Origin of the sequence: Micromonospora sp. NPDC005298 (assembly GCF_040607375.1) — a bacterium.
GTDB lineage: Bacteria > Actinomycetota > Actinomycetes > Mycobacteriales > Micromonosporaceae > Micromonospora.
This window is the reverse complement of record NZ_JBEXGP010000013.1, coordinates 40,353-59,967: the sequence shown is the minus strand read 5'-3', so window position 1 is coordinate 59,967 and position 19,615 is coordinate 40,353. Positions and strand designations below refer to the sequence as shown.

The 19,615-nt window shown below is 71.4% G+C and carries 16 protein-coding genes and 1 pseudogene; 11 read left to right on the top strand and 6 right to left on the bottom strand.

Annotated features, from left to right (window positions below):
* Nucleotides 1–181: 181 nt before the first annotated feature.
* The 3 genes from ABZS77_RS19050 to ABZS77_RS19040 form a co-directional block, all read right to left on the bottom strand.
* The gene (locus ABZS77_RS19050; RefSeq protein WP_354824188.1) at nucleotides 182–1,282 is read right to left on the bottom strand and encodes a Gfo/Idh/MocA family oxidoreductase; all 1,101 of its coding nucleotides are present in this window, start codon (nucleotides 1,280–1,282) and stop codon (nucleotides 182–184) included.
* Nucleotides 1,255–1,962, bottom strand: coding sequence for a ThuA domain-containing protein (locus tag ABZS77_RS19045; protein ID WP_354824186.1), 708 nt, complete (start codon nucleotides 1,960–1,962; stop codon nucleotides 1,255–1,257). The genes ABZS77_RS19050 and ABZS77_RS19045 overlap by 28 nt, the downstream gene beginning before the upstream one ends.
* A 191-nt stretch (nucleotides 1,963–2,153) precedes the next feature.
* Nucleotides 2,154–3,356: a low temperature requirement protein A gene (locus ABZS77_RS19040; RefSeq protein ID WP_354824184.1), complete on the bottom strand. Its 1,203-nt coding sequence runs from the start codon at nucleotides 3,354–3,356 to the stop codon at nucleotides 2,154–2,156.
* Between the two features lie 252 nt (nucleotides 3,357–3,608).
* On the opposite strand from ABZS77_RS19040, the gene ABZS77_RS19035 reads away from it, so the two are divergent.
* The 3 genes from ABZS77_RS19035 (at nucleotide 3,609) to ABZS77_RS19025 (ending at nucleotide 6,753) form a co-directional block, all read left to right on the top strand.
* On the top strand, nucleotides 3,609–4,436 hold the full coding sequence (locus ABZS77_RS19035) for an SAM-dependent methyltransferase (protein WP_354824182.1): 828 nt from the start codon (nucleotides 3,609–3,611) through the stop codon (nucleotides 4,434–4,436).
* An 80-nt stretch (nucleotides 4,437–4,516) separates the two neighbouring features.
* Nucleotides 4,517–5,137, top strand: a complete 621-nt coding sequence (locus ABZS77_RS19030) for a helix-turn-helix domain-containing protein (protein ID WP_354824180.1) — start codon at nucleotides 4,517–4,519, stop codon at nucleotides 5,135–5,137.
* A 116-nt stretch (nucleotides 5,138–5,253) separates the two neighbouring features.
* The gene (locus ABZS77_RS19025) at nucleotides 5,254–6,753 is read left to right on the top strand and encodes an FAD-dependent monooxygenase (RefSeq protein ID WP_354824178.1); all 1,500 of its coding nucleotides are present in this window, start codon (nucleotides 5,254–5,256) and stop codon (nucleotides 6,751–6,753) included.
* Nucleotides 6,754–6,887: 134 nt separating this feature from the next.
* Here ABZS77_RS19025 and ABZS77_RS19020 read toward each other — a convergent pair.
* Nucleotides 6,888–10,074 (bottom strand): annotated as a pseudogene (locus ABZS77_RS19020) (penicillin acylase family protein).
* Between the two features lie 303 nt (nucleotides 10,075–10,377).
* Between ABZS77_RS19020 and ABZS77_RS19015 the strand changes: the two are divergent.
* The 3 genes from ABZS77_RS19015 to ABZS77_RS19005 all read left to right on the top strand — a co-directional run bounded on the left by ABZS77_RS19015 (nucleotide 10,378) and on the right by ABZS77_RS19005 (nucleotide 13,048).
* Complete coding sequence (locus ABZS77_RS19015; RefSeq protein ID WP_354824176.1) at nucleotides 10,378–10,902, top strand: hypothetical protein; 525 nt, start codon at nucleotides 10,378–10,380, stop codon at nucleotides 10,900–10,902.
* Between the two features lie 336 nt (nucleotides 10,903–11,238).
* Nucleotides 11,239–12,588, top strand: a complete 1,350-nt coding sequence (locus tag ABZS77_RS19010; protein WP_354824175.1) for a ricin-type beta-trefoil lectin domain protein — start codon at nucleotides 11,239–11,241, stop codon at nucleotides 12,586–12,588.
* A gap of 271 nt (nucleotides 12,589–12,859) precedes the next feature.
* A complete protein-coding gene (locus tag ABZS77_RS19005) occupies nucleotides 12,860–13,048 on the top strand; it encodes a hypothetical protein (protein ID WP_354824173.1) in 189 nt (62 codons plus the stop codon).
* Nucleotides 13,049–13,142: 94 nt separating this feature from the next.
* Here ABZS77_RS19005 and ABZS77_RS19000 read toward each other — a convergent pair whose 3' ends face one another.
* A complete protein-coding gene (locus ABZS77_RS19000) occupies nucleotides 13,143–13,571 on the bottom strand; it encodes a DUF6069 family protein (protein ID WP_354824171.1) in 429 nt (142 codons plus the stop codon).
* 130 nt (nucleotides 13,572–13,701) lie between these two features.
* Between ABZS77_RS19000 and ABZS77_RS18995 the strand changes: the two genes are divergently transcribed.
* Both ABZS77_RS18995 and ABZS77_RS18990 read left to right on the top strand, forming a co-directional pair.
* A complete protein-coding gene (locus ABZS77_RS18995; protein WP_354824169.1) occupies nucleotides 13,702–14,871 on the top strand; it encodes a histidine kinase in 1,170 nt (389 codons plus the stop codon).
* Complete coding sequence (locus ABZS77_RS18990) at nucleotides 14,859–15,521, top strand: response regulator transcription factor (RefSeq protein WP_354824167.1); 663 nt, start codon at nucleotides 14,859–14,861, stop codon at nucleotides 15,519–15,521. Before ABZS77_RS18995 ends, ABZS77_RS18990 begins: the two co-directional genes overlap by 13 nt.
* A gap of 73 nt (nucleotides 15,522–15,594) precedes the next feature.
* Here ABZS77_RS18990 and ABZS77_RS18985 read toward each other — a convergent pair whose 3' ends face one another.
* Nucleotides 15,595–16,215: a disulfide bond formation protein DsbA gene (locus ABZS77_RS18985; RefSeq protein WP_354824165.1), complete on the bottom strand. Its 621-nt coding sequence runs from the start codon at nucleotides 16,213–16,215 to the stop codon at nucleotides 15,595–15,597.
* A 39-nt stretch (nucleotides 16,216–16,254) separates the two neighbouring features.
* On the opposite strand from ABZS77_RS18985, the gene ABZS77_RS18980 reads away from it, so the two are divergent.
* The 3 genes from ABZS77_RS18980 (at nucleotide 16,255) to ABZS77_RS18970 (ending at nucleotide 19,555) form a co-directional block, all read left to right on the top strand.
* On the top strand, nucleotides 16,255–16,746 hold the full coding sequence (locus ABZS77_RS18980) for a MarR family transcriptional regulator (protein ID WP_354824163.1): 492 nt from the start codon (nucleotides 16,255–16,257) through the stop codon (nucleotides 16,744–16,746).
* 1,017 nt (nucleotides 16,747–17,763) lie between these two features.
* The gene (locus ABZS77_RS18975) at nucleotides 17,764–18,138 is read left to right on the top strand and encodes a hypothetical protein (RefSeq protein ID WP_354824161.1); all 375 of its coding nucleotides are present in this window, start codon (nucleotides 17,764–17,766) and stop codon (nucleotides 18,136–18,138) included.
* Nucleotides 18,139–18,433: 295 nt separating this feature from the next.
* Nucleotides 18,434–19,555 (top strand): histidine kinase, encoded by a 1,122-nt coding sequence (locus ABZS77_RS18970; RefSeq protein WP_354824159.1) that lies wholly within the window; start codon nucleotides 18,434–18,436, stop codon nucleotides 19,553–19,555.
* Nucleotides 19,556–19,615 lie beyond the last annotated feature (60 nt).

Genomic DNA, 19,615 nt, shown 5'->3' with positions numbered 1-19,615 from the left:
GCCAGCCCCCCCGAAGTCACTGCCGGGTTGACAACGTTCGTCCACCGGGCATGATCGCTTGCCCAAGGCTAACGACGATCATGACATCGGTCAATATCAACATCCGTTGATCATTGGCGGCGGTGAATGGTCTGACGTATCCGGAGCTGGCATCCGGCGCCGGTCAGCCCGAACCCGTCGTCTATGCCGTCCAGTCCTCGACCGGGGTGAGCGGGACGGGCGCCGGGCGCCGCACCACGGTCGTCAGCTCGACCCGCCGGCCTTCGGCCGCCGAGCGCAGCAGCGCGGTCATGATGTCGAGGACGTGCAGCGCGACGTCGCCACCGGCACGCGGCGGACGCTTGTCGTCGGCCCGGACGAGGTCGATCAGGCCGACACCCCGGGACGCCTGGGCGTACCCGGCCAGCGGTTGGAGGACACGCCACTCGCTGCCGCCCAGCGCGAACAGGCGGACCTCGCCGTCGAAGACGTTCGGATCGGGTACGGCGAGCGTCCCGGTCTCCCCGTGCACCTCGATCGGCGCGGCCGTCGTGGCGACGCCGTCGAAGCTCGTCGTGATGGTGGACAGGGCGCCGTTGGCGTGTTCGAGTACGCCCGTCACGTGGCTGTCCACCCGCACCGGGATCCGCTGGCCGAGGCGCGGACCCGAGCCGATGACACGCTCGGCGCGCAGCCGACTGGCGGCCCCGACCACCGCGCGGACCGGCCCGAGCAGGTGCACGAGCGCCGAGATGTAGTACGGCCCCATGTCCAGCAACGGGCCGCCGCCCGGGGCGTAGTAGAAGTCGGGCTGGGGGTGCCAGCGTTCGTGCCCCGGCGTGACCATGACTGCCGACGCGGACAACGGCCGCCCGATGAGGCCGTCGTCGATCGCCGCCCGCGCCGTCTGCGTACCGGTGCCCAGGACGGTGTCCGGTGCGCACCCGACGCGGACGCCGGCCGACGCGGCCCTGCTGATGACGGAAGCGCCGTCCTGGAACGTCACGGCGAGCGGCTTCTCGACGTAGACGTTCTTGCCGGCGTCGATCGCGCCGAGCGAGATCTCGGCGTGCGCCGCCGGGATGGTGAGGTTGAGGACTGTCTGCACGTCCGGGCGGTCGAGCAGACGGTCCACGCTCAACGCCTCGGCGCCGGGAATCGTGGCGGCGACCGCGGCCGACCGGGAGGCGTCGAGGTCGGCCACCGCGGCGATGGACACCGCCGGGTGGTTCGCGAGCGTGTCCAGGTACGCGCGGGAGATGACCCCGAGACCGACTACGCCGACGCGATGCGGGTCGCCCACACCATTCCCCTTTCGATGACGGTACGGACGCTCGGGTGCTCCAGCACGTCGAGGCTGTGGCCCGGGGTCGTCACGACGATGCGCCCGGCACCCCACTGCCGGGTCCAGATCGCCGGCGAGGTGACCGGCCGCTGCCACGGATGCCAGGCCCGCGTCGGGTGGGTCGTGGTGGCGAGCACGTCGACCAGGTCGTCGTGCAGCACCCAGTACTGTTCGGTGACCAGGTCGAAGTCCTCGATGTCCGCGGTGACCGGGTGCTGGCGACCGAGGTCGGTGATGGTCACCGTGTGCGGCAGGAAATTGTCCTCGGCGCCGCCGTGTCGCTCGCACGGCTCCTTTCCCGGGTGGGTGGCGAACTGGCCACCCACCAGGTGCAGGTAATCCGACGAGGCGCGGAACGAGTCCACGATGCCGCCGTGCCAGCCGGTGAGGCCCGTCCCGGCGACGACCGCCGCGCTGAGGCCCGCCACCTGGTCCGGGGTGATCTGCGACATCGTCACGCACTGCACGACGAGGTCCGTCTCGGCCATCTCGGCCGCGTCGGAGTAGATGTCGGTGGACCCCTCGACCCGTACCGCGTAGCCGCTGCGCTCGAGGAACGGGATGAACAACTCTGTCGCCTCGACCGGCTGGTGCCCCTCCCAGCCGCCGCGTACCACAAGTGCCCTCCGCTGCGTCACACCCCGCTCCTCCCCGGTCCGTCACCAGGCTGGCCGCTGCCGCCCGGCGGCGAGCCGCCGATGACTGTGCTTGTCGAGCATCGAAAACCGTACCCGCCGGCGCCGACACGGGCTGTCCTGAGCGACAGGCGGAGTCCCGGCCACCGCCTGGTCGGCCGGGCCCGGGCCCGCCGACCACGGCTCGCCCCACCTCAGTGGTGCAGACGGGGCGGGTACGGCCGTTCGGGGGGCCGTCCCCAGGCGCGGATCGTGTCGGAGGTGGCGATGGCGCCGAGGACGACGACGGCGGTGACGGCCGCGGCCAGCGGCGGCAGGGGGAGCATGACCGGGGCGGCGCCGACGAGGACCAGCGCGCCGATGATCCGGGAGCGGGAGACCCGGTTGAACACGGCGTGTTCGACAAGCGCACGTCCGGCCAGGAACAGTGTGGGTCCGCCGAGGACGACGAGGACCCACGCCGTTTCGGTGTGGCCGAACGGATGGTCGATCACGATCTCGTACCCGACGGCGACGGCCACGATTCCGGCCACCATGAGCACGTGCGCGAGGAACGCCTCGCGGGTCAGGCGGGCGGGCTCGTCGGAGGCCCTGATCGCCTCGGGCAGCAACTGGCCGGCTTTGAAGAGATAGACCCGGAACAGCAGGATGTTCGTGACGAACGCCACCCCGAAGGCCGCCGCGGCTCCGCCCTCGCGGAACGACGTGTCGCTGTACGCCGATCCGGTCGTCAGGATCAGTTCGCCGAGCGCGATGATGAAGAACTGGCGGTAGCGCTCGGAGATGTACTCGGCCAGGACGGGCCATTCACGTTGGATGGGGCGGGTCCACGGCGCGGGATAGAACAGCAGCAGCGCCGCGAAGTCGATGCCGATCGCGAGCGTCCACAACAGCCCGCGGGCCGGATCCGACACGATCGCCCCGGCGATCCACGGCACGGCCGATATCGTGAACCAGAGAAACACCCCGGCTGCTCGACGCTGAGCCTCGTGGCCGCGCAGCCCCGGCACGATGACCAGCCCACGCACGATGTGCACGGCGACGTACGCGCCGGCGAAGGCCAGGGCCCGGTCGCCGAACGCGTGCGGCACCGCCACCGCCATCATCATCGCGCCGAGCATCGCCGCGTAGACCAGCAGCTGAAGTCGCAGCCTCTGCGGATCGTAGAGGTCGGTGACCCAGGCCGTGACGAACCACAGCACCATGAATGCCAGCAGCAACAGCAGCGTCTCGCCGACCTCGGCGACGACCGCCCGTCGCTCGGTCAGATCTTCGACCAGTCGATGGGAGACCCGGTTGAGGGCGAAGACGAACACCAGGTCGAAGAAGAGTTCCAGAAGACTCGGCCGCTGCGGTTGCCCAGGCCTGCGAAGCAGCGCCACAGCCCTCGTCGACATGGGACGCCCAATTCCTCCGGTCTCGTCTATCCGGGTATTGGTACCACGCCCGGTGACATCGTCGAGTCGATTCGCACCAATGCCCAGGTCGTCGACACACCGTCGCCGAACGACAGCCGAGGTGACGGCCGGTCGGTTGGGAGCGGTACCAGTCGGGGCGGAATCCGGCCCTCCCGATCGCTACACTCGCCGCAACCCCGGCACCGCCCGCAGACGTCTGCGGGCGCTGATCCGAATCGAATGGAGACGCCTGTGACCCGCGACAAGGCGGCACCCCCCGGCATCGACCCCAGCATTCCCAGTGTGGCCCGCGTCTACGACTTCTTCCTGGGTGGCAAGGACAACTTCGAGGCCGACCGGAAGGTCGCCGAGCACGCGCTGCGGATCACACCGGACGGGCCGGCGGCCGGTCAGGCGAACCGGGCCTTTCTGCGTCGGGTGATTCGATTCCTCGTCACCGAGGCGGGCATCGACCAGTTCCTCGACATCGGATCGGGGCTGCCCACCCAGGGCAATGTGCACGAGGTCGCCACCGAGCACAACCCCAAGGCCCAGGTGGTGTACGTGGACAATGATCCGATCGTCCTGACCCACGGGCGGGCGCTGCTCGCCGCGGAGGGCACGGCGACGGTGATCCAGGCGGACATCCGGGCACCGCAGGAGATCCTCAACCACCCGGACGCACGTCGGTTCCTCGATTTCGACAGGCCGATCGGGCTGTTGCTCTTCGCGATCCTGCACCACCTCGGTGACGACGAGGATCCGCGCGCGGTGGCGGCGGAGTTGATCGACGCGCTGCCCTCGGGCAGTTACGTGGCGATCTCGCACTTCCGTGACCCGGGTGAGCGGGACCCGGAGGGCTCCCGCAAGGCCCGCGAGGTCGAGCGGATCTTCAACGAGTCGCTGGGCACCGGTCGCTGGCGGACGGACGAGGAGATCCTCTCCTTCGTCGACGGCCTGACGGTGCTGGAGCCGGGGGTCGTGCCGCTGGCGGAGTGGCGTCCGGAGCCGAGTACGCCCGCCTCGGCCCAGACCGACACGTACCACACCTTCGTGGGGCTTCTCGCCCGCAAACCGTAGCCGCCACCGCCGGACCCCGCCACTAAAGTTGCGTGGCACGCATCTTTGCGTGCCACGCAACTAGTGCTAACGTGGGTGACATGACGGGGCTCCGAGAGCGCAAGAAGGCCGAGACGCGGGCGGCGCTCGGCTGGGCCGCGATCCACCTCACCGTCGAGCGCGGCTACGACAACGTCCGCGTCGAGGACATCGCCGAGGCGGCCGGCGTCTCCCCGCGCACCTTCAACAACTACTTCTCCAGCAAGGCCGAGGCGATCGCCTCCCGTCACCTGGACCGCAGCCTGCGCACCGCCGCCGCGCTGCGGGAACGCCCCGCCGACGAGCCGCTCTGGACGGCACTGACCCACGCCGCGCTGGAGCAGTTCACGCCCGGCCCCGAGGTCGAGGCGATGCCGTCCCCCGCCCACACCCAGTGGGCGGCCGGCATCCGCACCATGCTCGCCGAGCCCGCGCTACAGGGCGAGCGACTGCGTGCCGTCGCGACAGCCGAGGCCGAACTCGCCGCCGCGGTCGCCGACCGCACCGGCACCGACCTCGCCACCGACATGTATCCGCGACTCGTCGCGGCCGCCGCCAGCGCCGCCGTCACCGTGGCCATGCAGCACTACCTCGACAACGCCGACCCGCCCACCCCGATCGAGCGCCTCATCACCGACGCCTTCACCCAGGTCGCCGCCGGCCTCCCGCCGCCCCGCCGCTGAAGCACGCACTCGACGCCGACAGCACCCACCTCCTCAGCCGCGTACACCCCGCGGCGGGCCGGCCGCGCGCCGCCGCCCGCCGTGGCGATGACGCACGTCCGAAAAGGATCACGATCATGATTGATGTCCTCATCGCCGGGGCCGGCCCCAACGGCCTCATGCTCGCCTGCGAGCTCGCCCTCGCCGGCGTCCACCCGGTCGTCCTCGAACGCCACGCCGCACCCACCGGCGAGCCCCGTGCCAACGGCCTCGTCGGCCAGGTCGTCCGCCTGCTCGACCGACGCGGCCTCTACACACGGCTCACCGGCGAGAGCACCCCGCCGCTCCCCCAGCCCGCCTTCGTCTTCGGGGCGTTCCCGCTGGACCTCACGGTGCTCACGGAGAACCCGCACTACGCGCTCGGGGTGCCACAGGCCCAGCTCGAGGCCGCCCTGGCCGCACGGGCCGTCGAGCTCGGAGTCGACCTGCGTCGCGGCCACGAGGTCGTCGACCTTGACCAACGCCCCGACGCGGTCGAGGTCCGACTTGCCGACGGTACGCGGCTCACGTCCCGTTTCCTCGTCGGCGCCGACGGCGGTCACAGCGCGGTGCGCCGCCTCGCCGGCATCGACTTTCCCGGCGTCACCAACGACCGGTCGGTCTCCCGTACCGCCACGGTGACCGTCCCCGCGCCTTTTCTCGACCCCGGGACCGGCGGCCTGCGCGTTCCCGGCTACGGCGTCGTCCCGCCGTTCCAGCACACCCGCACCCCGCGCGGCCTGATCGCCTGGGCTCCGTTCCCCGGTCGCCCGGCGATCCTGAGCACGACGGAGTGGCCCGACGCGCCGACGACCGACGAGACCCCGATGGACCTGGCGGAGCTACGCGCCAGCGTCGTGCGGGTGCTCGGTGCCGACATCCCCCTCGGTCCGCCCGACGGCCCCGGGTTGCTGCGGCGGCTGACCGCCGGCAACACCCGCATCGCCACCCGCTACCGCGCCGGGCGGGTGCTGCTGGTCGGCGACGCCGCGCACGTGCACCCCGCGATCGGCGGCCCCGGCCTCAACCTGGGGCTACAGGACGCCGCCAACCTGGGTTGGAAGCTCGCCGCCACGGTGCGCGGCCGGGCACCGCAGGGCCTGCTCGACACGTACGAGACCGAGCGCCGCCCCGTCGCAGAACGGGTGGTCATGTCCACCCAGGCGCAGTCGGCGCTCATCGGCCCCGGCGACGAGATCACCGGCCTGCGGGAACTCTTCGCCGAACTCTTGCGCATCCCGGAGGTGACCGGGCACATCGCGGCGCTGATGTCGGGCGCGGACGTCCGCTACCCTGCCGACCCCGCCGACCCACTGGCCGGTCGCTACGCGCCAGAGGTGGTCGTGCACGGTGAGAGCGGCCCGGTCCGTCTCGCCGAACTGACCCGTGCCGCCCGTCCGCTGCTGCTGGACTCCACAGGCGCCTACGCCGAGGTGGCCGCGCCCTGGCGGGACCGGGTCGACGTGGTCACCGGATCGCTGGAGGGCACCACCGCGACAGCCATGCTGGTACGCCCCGACTGCTTCGTCGCCTGGTCGGCCGGCGACGCCGAGACGCTGCGCGCGTCCCTCACCCACCACTTCGGCCATCCACGGTGACCAGGGGACACCGCGACCTGCCCGCGTTGGCAGGCCCATCTCGCCGAGTCGGTGCGGGCGCTGAGGCGATGCGACCGGACCCGTCCCGGCCCGCAGGGGCCGACGGGTGTTCCCGCCGGCCCCCGGGGTTGGGGTCACCGTCCGTACAGCTCGAACTCGTAGAGCGAGAACCCGTACGAGGTGGCCCGTTTGACGCCGTACACCCGCACGTAGCGGGCCGTGACCGGGGCGAAGGTGGCGTTGTCGACGCCGCCGTTACCGGCGGTGGTGGTGAACACCGGCGTCCACGAGTTGCCGTCACCGGAGACCTCGATCCGGTACGACGTGGCGTACGCGGACTCCCAGCGCAGTACCGCCCGGCTCACCGTGCGGGCGGCGCCGAGGTCGACCCGGAGCCACTGGTTGTCGTTGTAGCTGCTGGCCCACCGGCTGCCCAGGCTCCCGTCGACCGCCTTGTCCGGCGTGTAGCTGGTCAGGAACTGGGTGCTCGACGCGCTCGCCGGGCGACCCTGGGCCAGGTTGGTGACGTCGTCACCCCGGCGTGCCGGGAACGAGACGACCTGCTGGTAGGTGGGGCGGTTCTGCCAGGCGATCAGCGGGTGGGTGATGCCGCCGAGGCCGGACTGGGCGATCGAGTCGGCACACCACTGGTCGCCGGCCCCGCAGGACTTGTCGCCCGGGTAGACGGTGGTCGCCGGCACGGCGGCGGCCTGGCCGAGCGTGTCGGTCAGCGACTGCCGGCACGCGCCGAGGTTGCCGTTGCCGCAGTACGCGCGGCCCAGTCCACCGGCGACGGGGTCGCCGAGCACGGTGCGCAGGTCCTTGTCGACGTAGCCCCACCAGCCGTACTGGAACGACGATCCCTTGTGGGCCTGTCCCTGCGGCGCCCAGCTCACCGCGCCGCCACGCCCGCCGTTCTGGCCGCCCGACGGCGCCTCGTTCACCTCGATGGCGTCGACGAGCGCGCCGTAGAGGTCCGGCCCGAGGCCGGGGCGGAACTCCGCCGAGGCCAGCAGCGGCCACCACGCGTCGAAGATCCGGATGGCGTCGGCGTGCTGGTAGACCTTCGAGCCGGGTGCGGTCTCCACCCGCCGGGAGCCGGCCTGCTGCCAGGCCCGCAGCTTGCCGATCGCGTCGGCCAGCGCCGGGTCGGTGACCGGCGCGCCGTCCAGCACCCGCAGCAGGTCACCGAGGACCTGCTGACCGCGCAGGTCGGTCACCGCCGCGTCCGCCATGATCTTGACGAGGTCGGCGCGGCCGAGCTTGCGCTGGGCGATCGCGGCGCGCACCGGGCCGTCGAGCAACTGACCCCGGTGTACGGAGCCGAAGCTGAAGTTGCCGTCCGCCGCCCCGAAGTCCCGCGCCTGCTTGTTGTTCCAGCTCACGTAGTAGTCCTGGTTCACCGACCGGGGGTGGGCCGACGGCGGGGCGTACGTGGCGTCGTTGGTGTCCGGGTTCCAGCCGACCCACTCGTACGCCGGTTCGGCCTTCGCCGGCAGGTTCGGGTCGGTCACCGACGACCGGACCGGGTTCGACCCGGAGTTGTAGTACGCCGCCTCGGTCGAGTTGACGTAGAACCAGTTGAACGCGTACCCGACGCTTGCCGCGGACGTCTGGAACGCCGCCGCGCTGCCCATCGCCGACGGGTCGTTGAAGGCCTGGAAGCCGATCGCCGAGTCGGCCTCGTGCCGGTAGGTCGAGCGCAGCTTGGTGAACGCGGTCGGCCGCCCGTTCACCAGGCCCCGGTAGGACACCAGCCCGTACTTGGTGCGCAGCGCGCGCAGTGTGTAGGAGCCGGCCGGGGTGGAGTCGGCGAGCGTCGGCGACCAGGAGTTGCGCTGCTCCAGGGCCTCCATGGCCAGGCACTGACCGTGGTAGAGGTAGCGGTTGGTGCGCAGCGTCGGCGCGCTGCCGTCGGTGGTGCACAGCGGCACCGCGTACGTGTCGGTGAGGTCCTGGGAGGCGGACGTGGCGCTCCACGCGTAGTCCTGGCCCCGCCCGAGCAGCACGTAGAGGTTGAGCCCGGCGAACGCGGCGCCCCGCGCGCTGATGCCGGGGCCCTGCAACTCCTGGAGCATCAGCAGTTGCGGCGCGAAGTAGCCGGTCTGCGGGCCGAACACGGCGATCGGGTTGCCGGTGGTGGTGTGCCGCCCGGAGACCACGACCGCGTTGGACATGCCGTGCGCGCGCAGGTTGGACAGGCCGCCGAGCAGCTCCTTCGTGGCGGTGCTGGCGCCGGTGCGGGCGGCGGCGCCGCCGGTGGCGTCGTAGGCGAGGGGCTCGGCGACCACCGAGCCGGCGTCGGGCAGCACCGCGCTCGTCGCGCCCGGCGGCGTCGCCCCGTACGGGAAGCTCTGCCCGTCGTGCAGGGTGAGCACGGTCTCCGGGTCGTTCTGCGACCGGAACGCCGCCCAGACCTTGTCGCCCTCGGTGGCGCCGTACTTCGCCCGGGCGGCCACCCGGACCAGCGCGGACTGGATCTCGCTGCCGCCGCCTCCGCCGAAGAGCCCGCCGACGACGCCGGCGGTGGCGATCAGGTCGGTCATGGTGAAGTGCTTCGGCTTGCCGGCGCCGGCGAGCACGTACTCGCCCGGGTAGTTGTCGTCGGCGATCGACTTGTCGATGTAGGAGTTGATGCCGGCGATGTAGTCGACCACGTCGGTGTAGAGCTGCTGACCCCGCGCGCCCTTGGTGCGCAGGGCGTCCACCTGGGCCTGGAGGTCCGCCTCGGTGTAGGGCGAGTTGGCCCAGACACTCTGTTCCAGTTCCCGGTTGCCGGGGGCGCCGCCGGCGAACGAGGTGACGTTGCCCCGGCCGACGTGCCGCAGCAGGTCCATCACCCAGAGCCGGTCCTGGGCACCGGCGTAGCCGGCGCCGAACATGGTGCCGGCGCGGGTGGTGCCGGTGATGTGCGGAACGCCGGTGGCCTTGTCCCGCACGATCGTGACGTCCGCGCGTGGCGAGACGGTGCTCTCCACCTGCGCGGCCGGTACGCCGAACGATGCGTCGTTGTAGAAGTGGCCGATCTGCTCGTCGGTCAGCCCGGCGTAGTTTGTAGACCAGGTTCGCGTACTCGTCGAGCTGGTCGCTGGAGTGCGCCGGGCGGGTGCCGAGCGCCTGGTGCGCAAGGATGTCGACGAGCGTGGCGTTGCCGTTCTGCCCGGGGGGCAGGATGTCGGCGCACTGGCCGAGGCAGTAGTCGTTTGCGGCGAACGTGCTGGCGGCCATCGCCGGTGTCGGCGGGATGACGGTCAGGACGCTCGCGGTCAGGGCTGCGGCGGTGAACGCCGCGAGCCGGGAACGGTGAGCGGGACGGGGCATGGCGGACCTCCGGGGACGCGGGGTCGGACCGTTCGGTACGCCCGGCTTTCGGTGCTCACGTCTCGCCCTCCGTGCCCGGGCGTTCCGCCCGGAGGTGAGAATGACTCATATCTATCTCCGGGCAATGATCGACGCCGGACCGCCGTTCGGATAGCCGTCGTTCACCACGCGCCAATGCCGACGTTTCGTCGCCTTTCGCCGTCGGGGCGTTGCGCGGTGGGGCGACCCGGTCACCCGCCGCTCCTCGGCCGTCGTGGCTGATACGGGTTTCGCCAGCTTCGGCTTGCGGGTAGCGGATCCCTCATGAATCGCAATCTGGTGAAGGGCCTGCAGGTTGCGTGGGGTCTGCCGGAGTTCCGCAGTGGAGTGCGTCACCTCATCGACCTCGACGAGGTGGCGGTGCTGCTGGCCGCGCTGTCCGTCACCGACCACGACAATGAGGTCGAGCGCAGCCTGTTGAGCCTCCTGCGGTCCGGCCTGGACACGGTCGAGATCCGGGAAGCGGTGTTGCTGCTGCTGGAGCAGGACGAGGTCCGCCGGCCGCTCGTCGCGGCCGTGGTGGAGCCGCTGGCCGACCGACCGCGCCTGGCCGCCGCCATCGCCTCGGCCGCGGAGGATCCCGCGGTGCGACGTGAGGTACGGGCGGTGCTGGACAGCGCCACGGTACGCGAGCTGATCTGGCAGGCGGTCGACAACCAGATGAGTGACAACAGGCTCGGCCTGATCCGCCGGGCGGCGGTGCTGTTCGTCCGGCACCCGAGCGTCCGGCGCCTCGCCTGGGCCGTCCGCCGGCACGGAGTGTTGCGCGAACTACGCCGCAAGCCGTGATCGCCCTCGACGCCCGGGTTCGTCGCCCGTGGGCACGAGACGACTGCCCAGGGCAACCGGGGCGACCAGGTGCACGAGCCGCCCGGCGGGAGATGGCATTGACATCTTTCACTGTGCCACCTAGCGTCGGAGCGAATCGATTCGACGTCGGGCCTGGTGCAGTGGCACCGTCCGGCATCGGTGGCGTGGTGTTCGGGCGCGCACGATGTGGGCCACCGCCGAGTCGACGAACGACCGGTCCCGCGTGGGCGGCGAGACCGGCGGCGAAGACCTGCGTCGATGAGCCGGATCGCCGTGGACCTCAATCAGTTCGCGTCGAGTGGCGGGAGCCCTCTCATGACAAGACGTAGACCCATCCTCGGCTTTCTCGCGACGGCGGCGGCCGTCATCGTGACCGTGAGCGCGGCGGCACTGGCCGGGGGTCTGAGCACCACCGCGTCGGCCGCGGACGTCGGAGCGGCCGCGGCGACCGCCGGGTGCGGCAAGGCGCCCACGCTGACCAGCGGCCAACGATCCATCCAGAGCAGCGGCCAGAACCGCAGTTTCATCCTGCGGATTCCTGACAACTACGACCGGAACCACGCCTACCGGCTGATCTTCGGATTCCACTGGAACGGCGGCACCGCCAACGACGTCGACGGCGGCGGGTCCGACGGGGCGGCCTGGTCCTACTACGGGCTGCGGCAGCAGGCGAACAACAGCACCATCTTCGTCGCCCCCCAGGGCAACGGCAACGGCTGGGCCAACCCCGGCGGCCAGGACGTGACCTTCGTCGACGACATGATCCGGGTGATCGAGGCGGACCTGTGTGTCGACACGACACAGCTCTTCGCGCTCGGCTTCAGTTACGGCGGCGGCATGAGCTACTCGCTGGCCTGCTCGCGGGCAGGTGTCTTCCGCGCTGTCGCGGTCTACTCCGGCGGGCAGCTCAGCGGATGCAACGGCGGCACCCAACCGATCGCCTACATGGGAATCCACGGCATCGGGGACCCGGTGCTCAACGTCTCCGCCGGACGGACCCTGCGTGACACGTTCGTACGGAACAACGGGTGCACCGCACAGAACCCGCCCGAGCCGAGGGCGGGCAGCCTGACCCACATCACCACCACCTACTCGGGCTGCCGGTCCGGCTATCCGGTGGTCTGGGCCGCCTTCGACGGAGGGCACACTCCCGGCCCGGTGGACGGCGGCGGGGACAGCGGAGCCAGGACGTGGACCAAGGGCGAGGTGTGGAGGTTCTTCACCCAGTTCGGCAGCACCGATCCGACCACCCCGCCACCGACGACCCCGCCACCGGGCGGCACGTCTGCCCTGCGCGGCACGTCGTCCGGACGGTGCCTGGACGTCAACGGCGCCTCTCAGGCCAACGGCACGGCGGCGATCATCTGGGACTGCCACGGCCAGAGCAACCAGAGCTGGACCTCGACGGCCGCCCAGGAGCTGCGCGTCTTCGGCGGCAAGTGCCTCGACGTCAACGGCGCCAGCACCACGAACGGCAGCTCGGTGATCATCTGGGACTGCAACGGCCAGTCCAACCAGCAGTGGCGGTTCAATGCCGACGGCTCGATCACCGGAGTCGGCTCGGGCCGGTGCCTGGACACGGTCGGCAACGGTACGGCCAACGGCACGCGCATCCAGATCTGGGACTGCACCGGCTCGGCCAACCAACGATGGAGTCGGAGCTGAACCCGGCGATCTTCCCAGCAGGGGGTCAGGTTCACCTGTGAGCCTGCCCCGGCGGCGCCAACCGGCAGTGGAGCACGCGCGGCTGGTACGCATCGGGCAACGTCCGCCAGGTGGGAGGCGCGCCCCCGGGTCCTGTCCCGGGCGGCGCGTGGCCGTCAGCCGCCTTGGTGATCGACGGTGACCGGTCGGGCGGCCGGGACCGGTCGTTGATCGGTTTCCCGGCCGCTCGTCGGGGTACCGCCGCTGGTCAGGACCGACGAAGGGGGCACGCATGACCGAGCGGGACCAGCGACCTGACGGGGAGCGGACCGGAGTGCCGCAGGATGAGGAGACCCGCCGCACCCGGGCGGCGCAGGACGCCCACGGCGGCAGCATGGCACCCGGACTGGTCGACGACACGGGCCACCCGGTGGCGCAGGCCCCGGCCGACCGGCTGGCCGAGACCGAGAGCACGGACTGAGGCACGAACGGCGGTAGCGCCGTCCTCGGCGAGCCGCCGTCGGTGGTCGGCCTGGAAGCAGCGCGTGCGACCGACCACCGACGGTGGCGTGTGCTCACCGGCAGTTCCGCCGGCCGGGCAGGCCGATGATCAGTGCCGCCCCGACGGTCAGGTGCATGCCGAGCAGCGCCAGCCGGCTGGTGGTGTCGACGGCGCTGGCCAGCGGGCCGGCCAGCGACAGCACCAGCACGATCAGCGCGATGACCCGGAACGTCCGGGCGGGGCGACGGACGGTCCGCTCCAGCAGCGCGAGCAGGGCCCAGGCGGCCAGGCCGGCGATCAGCGCGGTCACGACGACGGCGACCGGGCCGACGTGCTGAGTTGCGTCCCCGCGTCGGACGGCGAGGTCGGTGCCGGCCCAGGGGCTGTGGACCGCCCAGAGCAGGAGGGCGCCGGCCGCACCCGCGGTGATGGTGAACGCACGGCCCGTACGCCGCGCGGTGGCCCTGGTCGTGTCGGTGGTCTGCTGCGTCTCGTTCGTCATGCCGAGAGCATCACGGCGCTGGCCGCGTGGGCACATCGGACCGGGAGCCGCGCCGATACCCTCCTCGGAGAGCCCGACCACCAACTTTGGAAGGTGTCGGGATCCGACGCCCGCCCGTTAGCCTCGCCGGGTGAACAGCCTCTCTCCAGGGTCGGAGGACTGCGACAGGCGTCCCGGCGTCGCGGCGGTCGGCGCGATCCTGGGCGTGTCGGGCATGCTCGTCGCGGCGACGGTCCTGGGCTGGTGGATCAATCGTCCGGTCGGCCCGCTGCTGGCGCTCGACCTCTCGGCCGGCGCGCTGAGCCTGCTCCTGACGCCGCTGCTGCTCACGCGGCCGACCGCTACCACGGTGGTGCTCACCCTGCTCGCCGCGGTGTCGCCGGCGGCCACCCCACCGGCCATCATCGGCGCGGTGCAGGTGGCACGGCGCCGACGTACCCCGACTGCCGTCGCGGTGGCGGCGGCCGGGCTCGCGGCACACGCGGTCCAGGGTGCCTGGCGATCCAGCGGTGGCATCTCGTACGGCTGGTGGCTGGCTCTGGTCGCCGTGGGCTACCTGGCGCTGCTCGGCTGGGGTGCGTGGGCGCGGGCCCGCGAGGCGCTGATCCGCTCGCTGCACGACCGGGCGCGCCGCGCCGAGGCGGAGCAGGGCCGCCGGGTGGCCGAGGCGCGCATGCTGGAACGGCGCGTGATCGCCCGGGAGATGCATGACGTCCTCGCCCACCGCCTGTCGCTGCTGGCGACGTTCGCCGGCGCGATGGAGTACCGTCCGGACTCCTCACCCGAACGGTTGTCCCGGGCCGCCGGGGTCGTCCGGGACGGCGTGCACCAGGCACTCGAAGAGCTGCGCGAAGTGATCTCGCTGCTGCGCGACGACGACCCGCCGTACGGCGATGGCGGCCGGCCGCAGCCGGTGCTGGCCGACGTCCCACGCCTGGTGGAGGAGTCCCGTGACGCCGGCACCGACGTTCTGCTGCGAGAGGCGGTGGCCGAGCCGGCCGAGGCGCCCCCCTCGGTGGCCCGCACGGCCTACCGGGTGATCCAGGAGGGCCTGACCAACGCCCGCAAACACGCTGCCGGCCAACCGGTCCACGTCACCCTGCGTGGCGGGCCCGGGGCGGGCCTGCGGATCGACGTGCGCAACGCGCTGACGACGGAGGGCAATGCACCGCCCGGGTGGTCCGGAGGCGCCGGGCTGGTGGGGCTCACCGAGCGGGTGCACCTGGCCGGCGGGCAGCTCGACCACGAGGTGGTCGGCGGGGAGTTCCGGCTGCACGCCTCGATACCATGGCCGGCGTGACCCCTGCGGTGCGTGTGCTCGTCGTCGACGACGACGCGCTCGTCCGCGCGGGGCTGACCATGATGCTCGATGGAGCGCCGGGCATCGCGGTGGTCGGCGAGGCCGCCGACGGTGACCAGGTGCCGGCCGCCGCCGACGCGCACGCGCCGGACGTCGTGCTGATGGACCTGCGCATGCGTCAAGTCGACGGCATAACCGCCACGCGTCGCCTGCGGGCGCGCCCGCGACCGCCCGAGATCATCGTGCTCACCACGTTCGACACCGACGAGAACATCCTGCACGCGCTGCGTGCCGGGGCCAGCGGCTTCCTGCTCAAGGACACGCCGCCGGCTCGGATCGCCGAGGCGGTCCGGCAGGTCGCGGCCGGCGAGCCGATCCTGTCCCCGCGGATCACCCGTCGGCTGATGGACCGGGTCGCCGTCCAAGCTGGCGCGTACGCCCGCGCCAAGGCCATCCTCGGGGCGCTCAGCCCCCGCGAGCACGACGTCGTCGTGGCGATCGGTCAGGGCCACAACAACGCCGAGATAGCCACCGCGCTGGACATGACCCTGGCCACCGTGAAGACCCACGTGTCGCACATCTTGACCAAGCTCGACCTCGACAACCGTACCCAGGTCGCTCTGCTCGCCCACGACGCCGGCCTCGCCTGACCGACTGACGCGGTGCGGGCGACCCCCGGGGACTTCCTTCTCACGGTCTCGACCCGCCGCACGGTAGGACGGGTCAGGCGAAACTGAGGCTGTCGGCCCGGACGCGTTTGAGCTCGGAGAAGGCTCCGCAGGCGGCGAGCAGACGGGCGCCCTCGAAGACGCGCAGAGCTTCCTCCCCGCGCGGGATCGAGCTCAGTACGGGGCCGAAGAACGCCACGCCGTCGACCACGACCGTCGGGGTGCCGAGGTCCTCGCCCACGAGTCGCTGTGCGCGGGCGGTGCTCGCCCGCATCCTCGCGTCGACGTCGCTGCGACGGGCGACTCCGGCCAGGTCGGCGGGGAGGCTCGCCTCCGCGAGGGCCGCCGGGACGACGGCGTCGAAATCCTTGTCGCCCTCGGTGTGGATCCGGCGACCGAGCGCCTCGTACAGACTCGCGAGGGCGGTGGGGCCGTGTTCGGCCGATACCGCCGTACACACCCGCGCCGGCCCCCACGCACGGTCGTTGAATTCGCGGTACCAGGGTTCCAGCTCGCGGTTCTCGTTGATCACCGCGAGGCTCATCACCTCGAACCGGAGATCGACCGGGCGCATCCGCGCCACCTCCACCAGCCAGCGTGAGGTGATCCAGGCGAACGGACAGGACGGGTCCACGTAGGCCGTGACCGGCACCGCACGCTCAAGTTTATCTTCCATGGAAGAGAGTTTACCTTCCACGGAAGATAGGATGCGACGGTGGATGACGACCGCATCACCCGGATCGTTGATCAGTGGCGACGCGAGCGACCGGACCTCGACCCCAGACCGCTGCTGATCATTGGTCGGATCCAGCAGTTGGCCGCCGTACTCGACACGGCCCTGCGGCCCCCGTTCGCCGCGGCGGACCTCGGCAACGGCGAGTTCGACGTCCTCGCGGCGCTGCGCCGCGAGGGTGAGCCGTACGCGCTCACGGCTGGGCAGCTGAGCCAACGGATGCTCGTCACCACCGGCGCGGCCACCAAGCGGGTGGACCGGTTGATCGCCCGAGGGCTCGTGTCCCGCTCGGTGGTCGAATCCGACGCTCGCGGCAGAGTGGTGGCACTGACCCCCGCCGGACTGGCGTTGGTCGACCTCCTGATCGAGGAGCATCTGGCAAACGAGGCGAGAGTCCTGCGTGGCCTCAGCGACAGCGACCGCGCTGCGCTCGAGCGCCTACTGGCGACGTTGACTCGCGCCCTGGGCGCCTGAGCGCGAGCGCTCACCCGCCGACGACGGAGGCGGCGGCACGGATCTCGAAGCCCGCTTCGACAGCCCGGCAAGCCGCGCGCACCCGCCCGGTGGAGCCGGGAAGCGGCTCGCATCCCGCCGCGGTGCGGCTCGTCGTGATGAGCGCCGCTCCGACCCGCGACGACGCGGGCGACGTCCTCGGTGGAGAGCGCCGAGGCGGGCCGCGCCGGGTTGCCGGACCCCGGCCCGGCCGCCGGGCGCCGGACGACGGCGCGGCCGGTCCCCCGGCATCACCGGCCGACTGACTATTTGCGGACGCAAACATCAAGAAGAGCGCGGATCGCATGCTTCCGGCAGGATGGAGGCACCGGGCCCGGTGCCCGGCGCACCCGGGAGGGGACGTAAGGATCGAGGATACCCCGGGCTCCTCTCACGACACGGATAAGGACGTTTATAGGGAAGATCATAGCCATGGGGATCAATGTCGCTTTCGCGTGGGAACTGATATTCGGAAGCAGAATCCGACCGATCGGGCGTCCCGACCGCCAGCGCGCGCCCCGACCGGGCCGCTCGGGGCCGCAAGGTGGCCAAGCAAGGGCCGGGTCGCCTGCAAAAGATCTTGGAGGCTACGTTGAGCTGGCACGATGCGAAGGAAGAGCAGGCCATGCGACCGGACGCGTGATCGACGGGTCTCGACGCGTGAACGCGACATGATCTACCATCACCGAGGAGATAGTCCGCTGAGGTCCGCTGAGCCGACCCGGGGAGGCGATTAGTATGAATGGGTCCGATCGGTCGTGCGGTGCATCAACGGACTTATCGGCCGATCGTTTGAATGCCACTGGATCCGCGCGTCGAAATGCCGATCGAGTGACCTTTCCGGTACGACGAGTTATCACGGCGACGCCCCAGCAATCAATAAAAGAATGTCATCGTAAATCGCGGCCCATATTGCGGGACCGGGCCGTTCCATCATGTCGATCCAGGGGGAGGGCAGTAGTCATCCTGCAATTCGACATGCGTCCGAGCGGCAGTCCGATGTCCAAAGCGGAGCGGGGGGCGACGCGTGATACGCCGGACGTCGAGGAGATGGTCACCGACCACTCAATCACCAAGCGGCGGAACGCCGGACCCGGGTGGCACGACGGGCGACTGGAGGAGTTCCACGCCCCCACCGCTCGGCCGTCCGCGTTCGTCTTCCACCATGGACCGGAGAGCGCCGAGGGGCTGAAGGCGTACCGCCGACCGGACGGGTCGGCAGCGCTGTTCCGCCGCGAGTGCGATGCCACCCGGTTCGACGAGTCCGCCCGCCGGCCGGCGATGCCGGAACACGGGGCCGGCCTGATCACCGAGGTCTTCGCCTGCGGGACGGCGCGGACATCGCGCCGGTCCGCACGTGCGCGGGGCGCATGACACATGGACGATCGGCGACGGCCACCCCGGCCCGGTCACCCTGCGCCCCCGGGACGAACTGCTCGGCACCACGTACCACCGCATCCCCGACGTCCAGCGGTGGACGCGCACCGTGTGCCGACCACTGCCCCACCGACTCGACCGCTACCTGTGCAGGTGTCGCATCCCGGCACCGTGCCGGAAGGCTTTGCCGTGCGTCCCCGGACGGCTGGCACCGTCAACGCTGCGCCTCCCCGGCGCAACGGTCCTCACGTCGCTCGACCTTCCGCGAACACCCGGTTTCAGGAGGTGCCGAATGACTGCACAGGACGGCTCACCCGAAGTCACACGCCTGCGGCTGGTGATCCTCGCCGCGCTCCTGGCGGTGCAGGTGAGCGTGATCCTGGCCGCGCCCATGCCGGCGGGGCAGCAGACCGGCTGCCTGGCCGCCGTCGCCGCCCTGGCCGTGCTGCAGGGCATGCTCTTCCTGCGGGCGGCTCGGAACTCCGGGTTGTTGCGCACGGGAGTGCTCGCCGTCCAGGGGCTCGCCACCTACCTGCCGTTGCTGACCGCCGGCGCCGCCTGGCCCGGGATGGGCGGATTCCTCGCGGCGTCCGTGCTGCTCGTGGTGCCCGGCCCGGCCGCCTGGGCGCTGTCCGGAACGGTCGTCGTGAGCCTGTTCGCCGCCGCCCTGGCGCTCGGGACCGGCCTGCGGGACGCGAACGTGATAGCCGTCGCCAGCCTCGCCATCGGCCTGACCATGTTCGCCCCGTGCCGCCTGACCGACGCGCTCGGACAGGCGCACAGCCGGCACGCCGAACAGGCGCAGCTGGCCGTGGTCCGAGAACGGCTGCGCTTCGCCCGCGACCTGCACGATCTCCTCGGCTACAGCCTGAACGCGATCACACTCCGGGCCGAGCTGGCCCGACGGCTGATGACCAGCGATCCGGTCTCGGCGGGCAACGAGCTGCGGGAGGTGGTCGCCACCTCACGGGAGGCCTGCGCCGACGTACGGCAGGTGGCCGACGGCTACCGCAACATCTCGCTGGCGCAGGAGGTGGCGTCCGCGGCGGCTCTGCTCGCCCGGGCGGACATCGCGGTAAGCGTCGAGATGAACTGCGGAATGCTGCCCGACAAGGTCGACAGTGTCCTGGCCATGATCCTCCGTGAGCTGATCACGAATGTCCTCCGGCACAGCAGCGCGCGGAACTGCTGGATCACCGCGGAACAGACCGACGAGCACGTCACATTGTCGGTCGCCAACGACGGAGTGCCGCGCACCGCTGCCGTCCACCGCCACGGCGGCGGACTCGAGAACCTCGCCTTCCGGCTCGAAGCTGTCGGCGGCACCTTGAGTGCAACGGTGCGCGACAACGGACGTTTCCATGTGCTCGCGGCGATCGCCAGCGGAGCTGACGCGCCCGTGGGTGTCCGGTAGAACCGCGCCGGACCCACCTCGTCGCCCGCGGCGTCTGCCGGACCGGTCCCACGGAGGGAG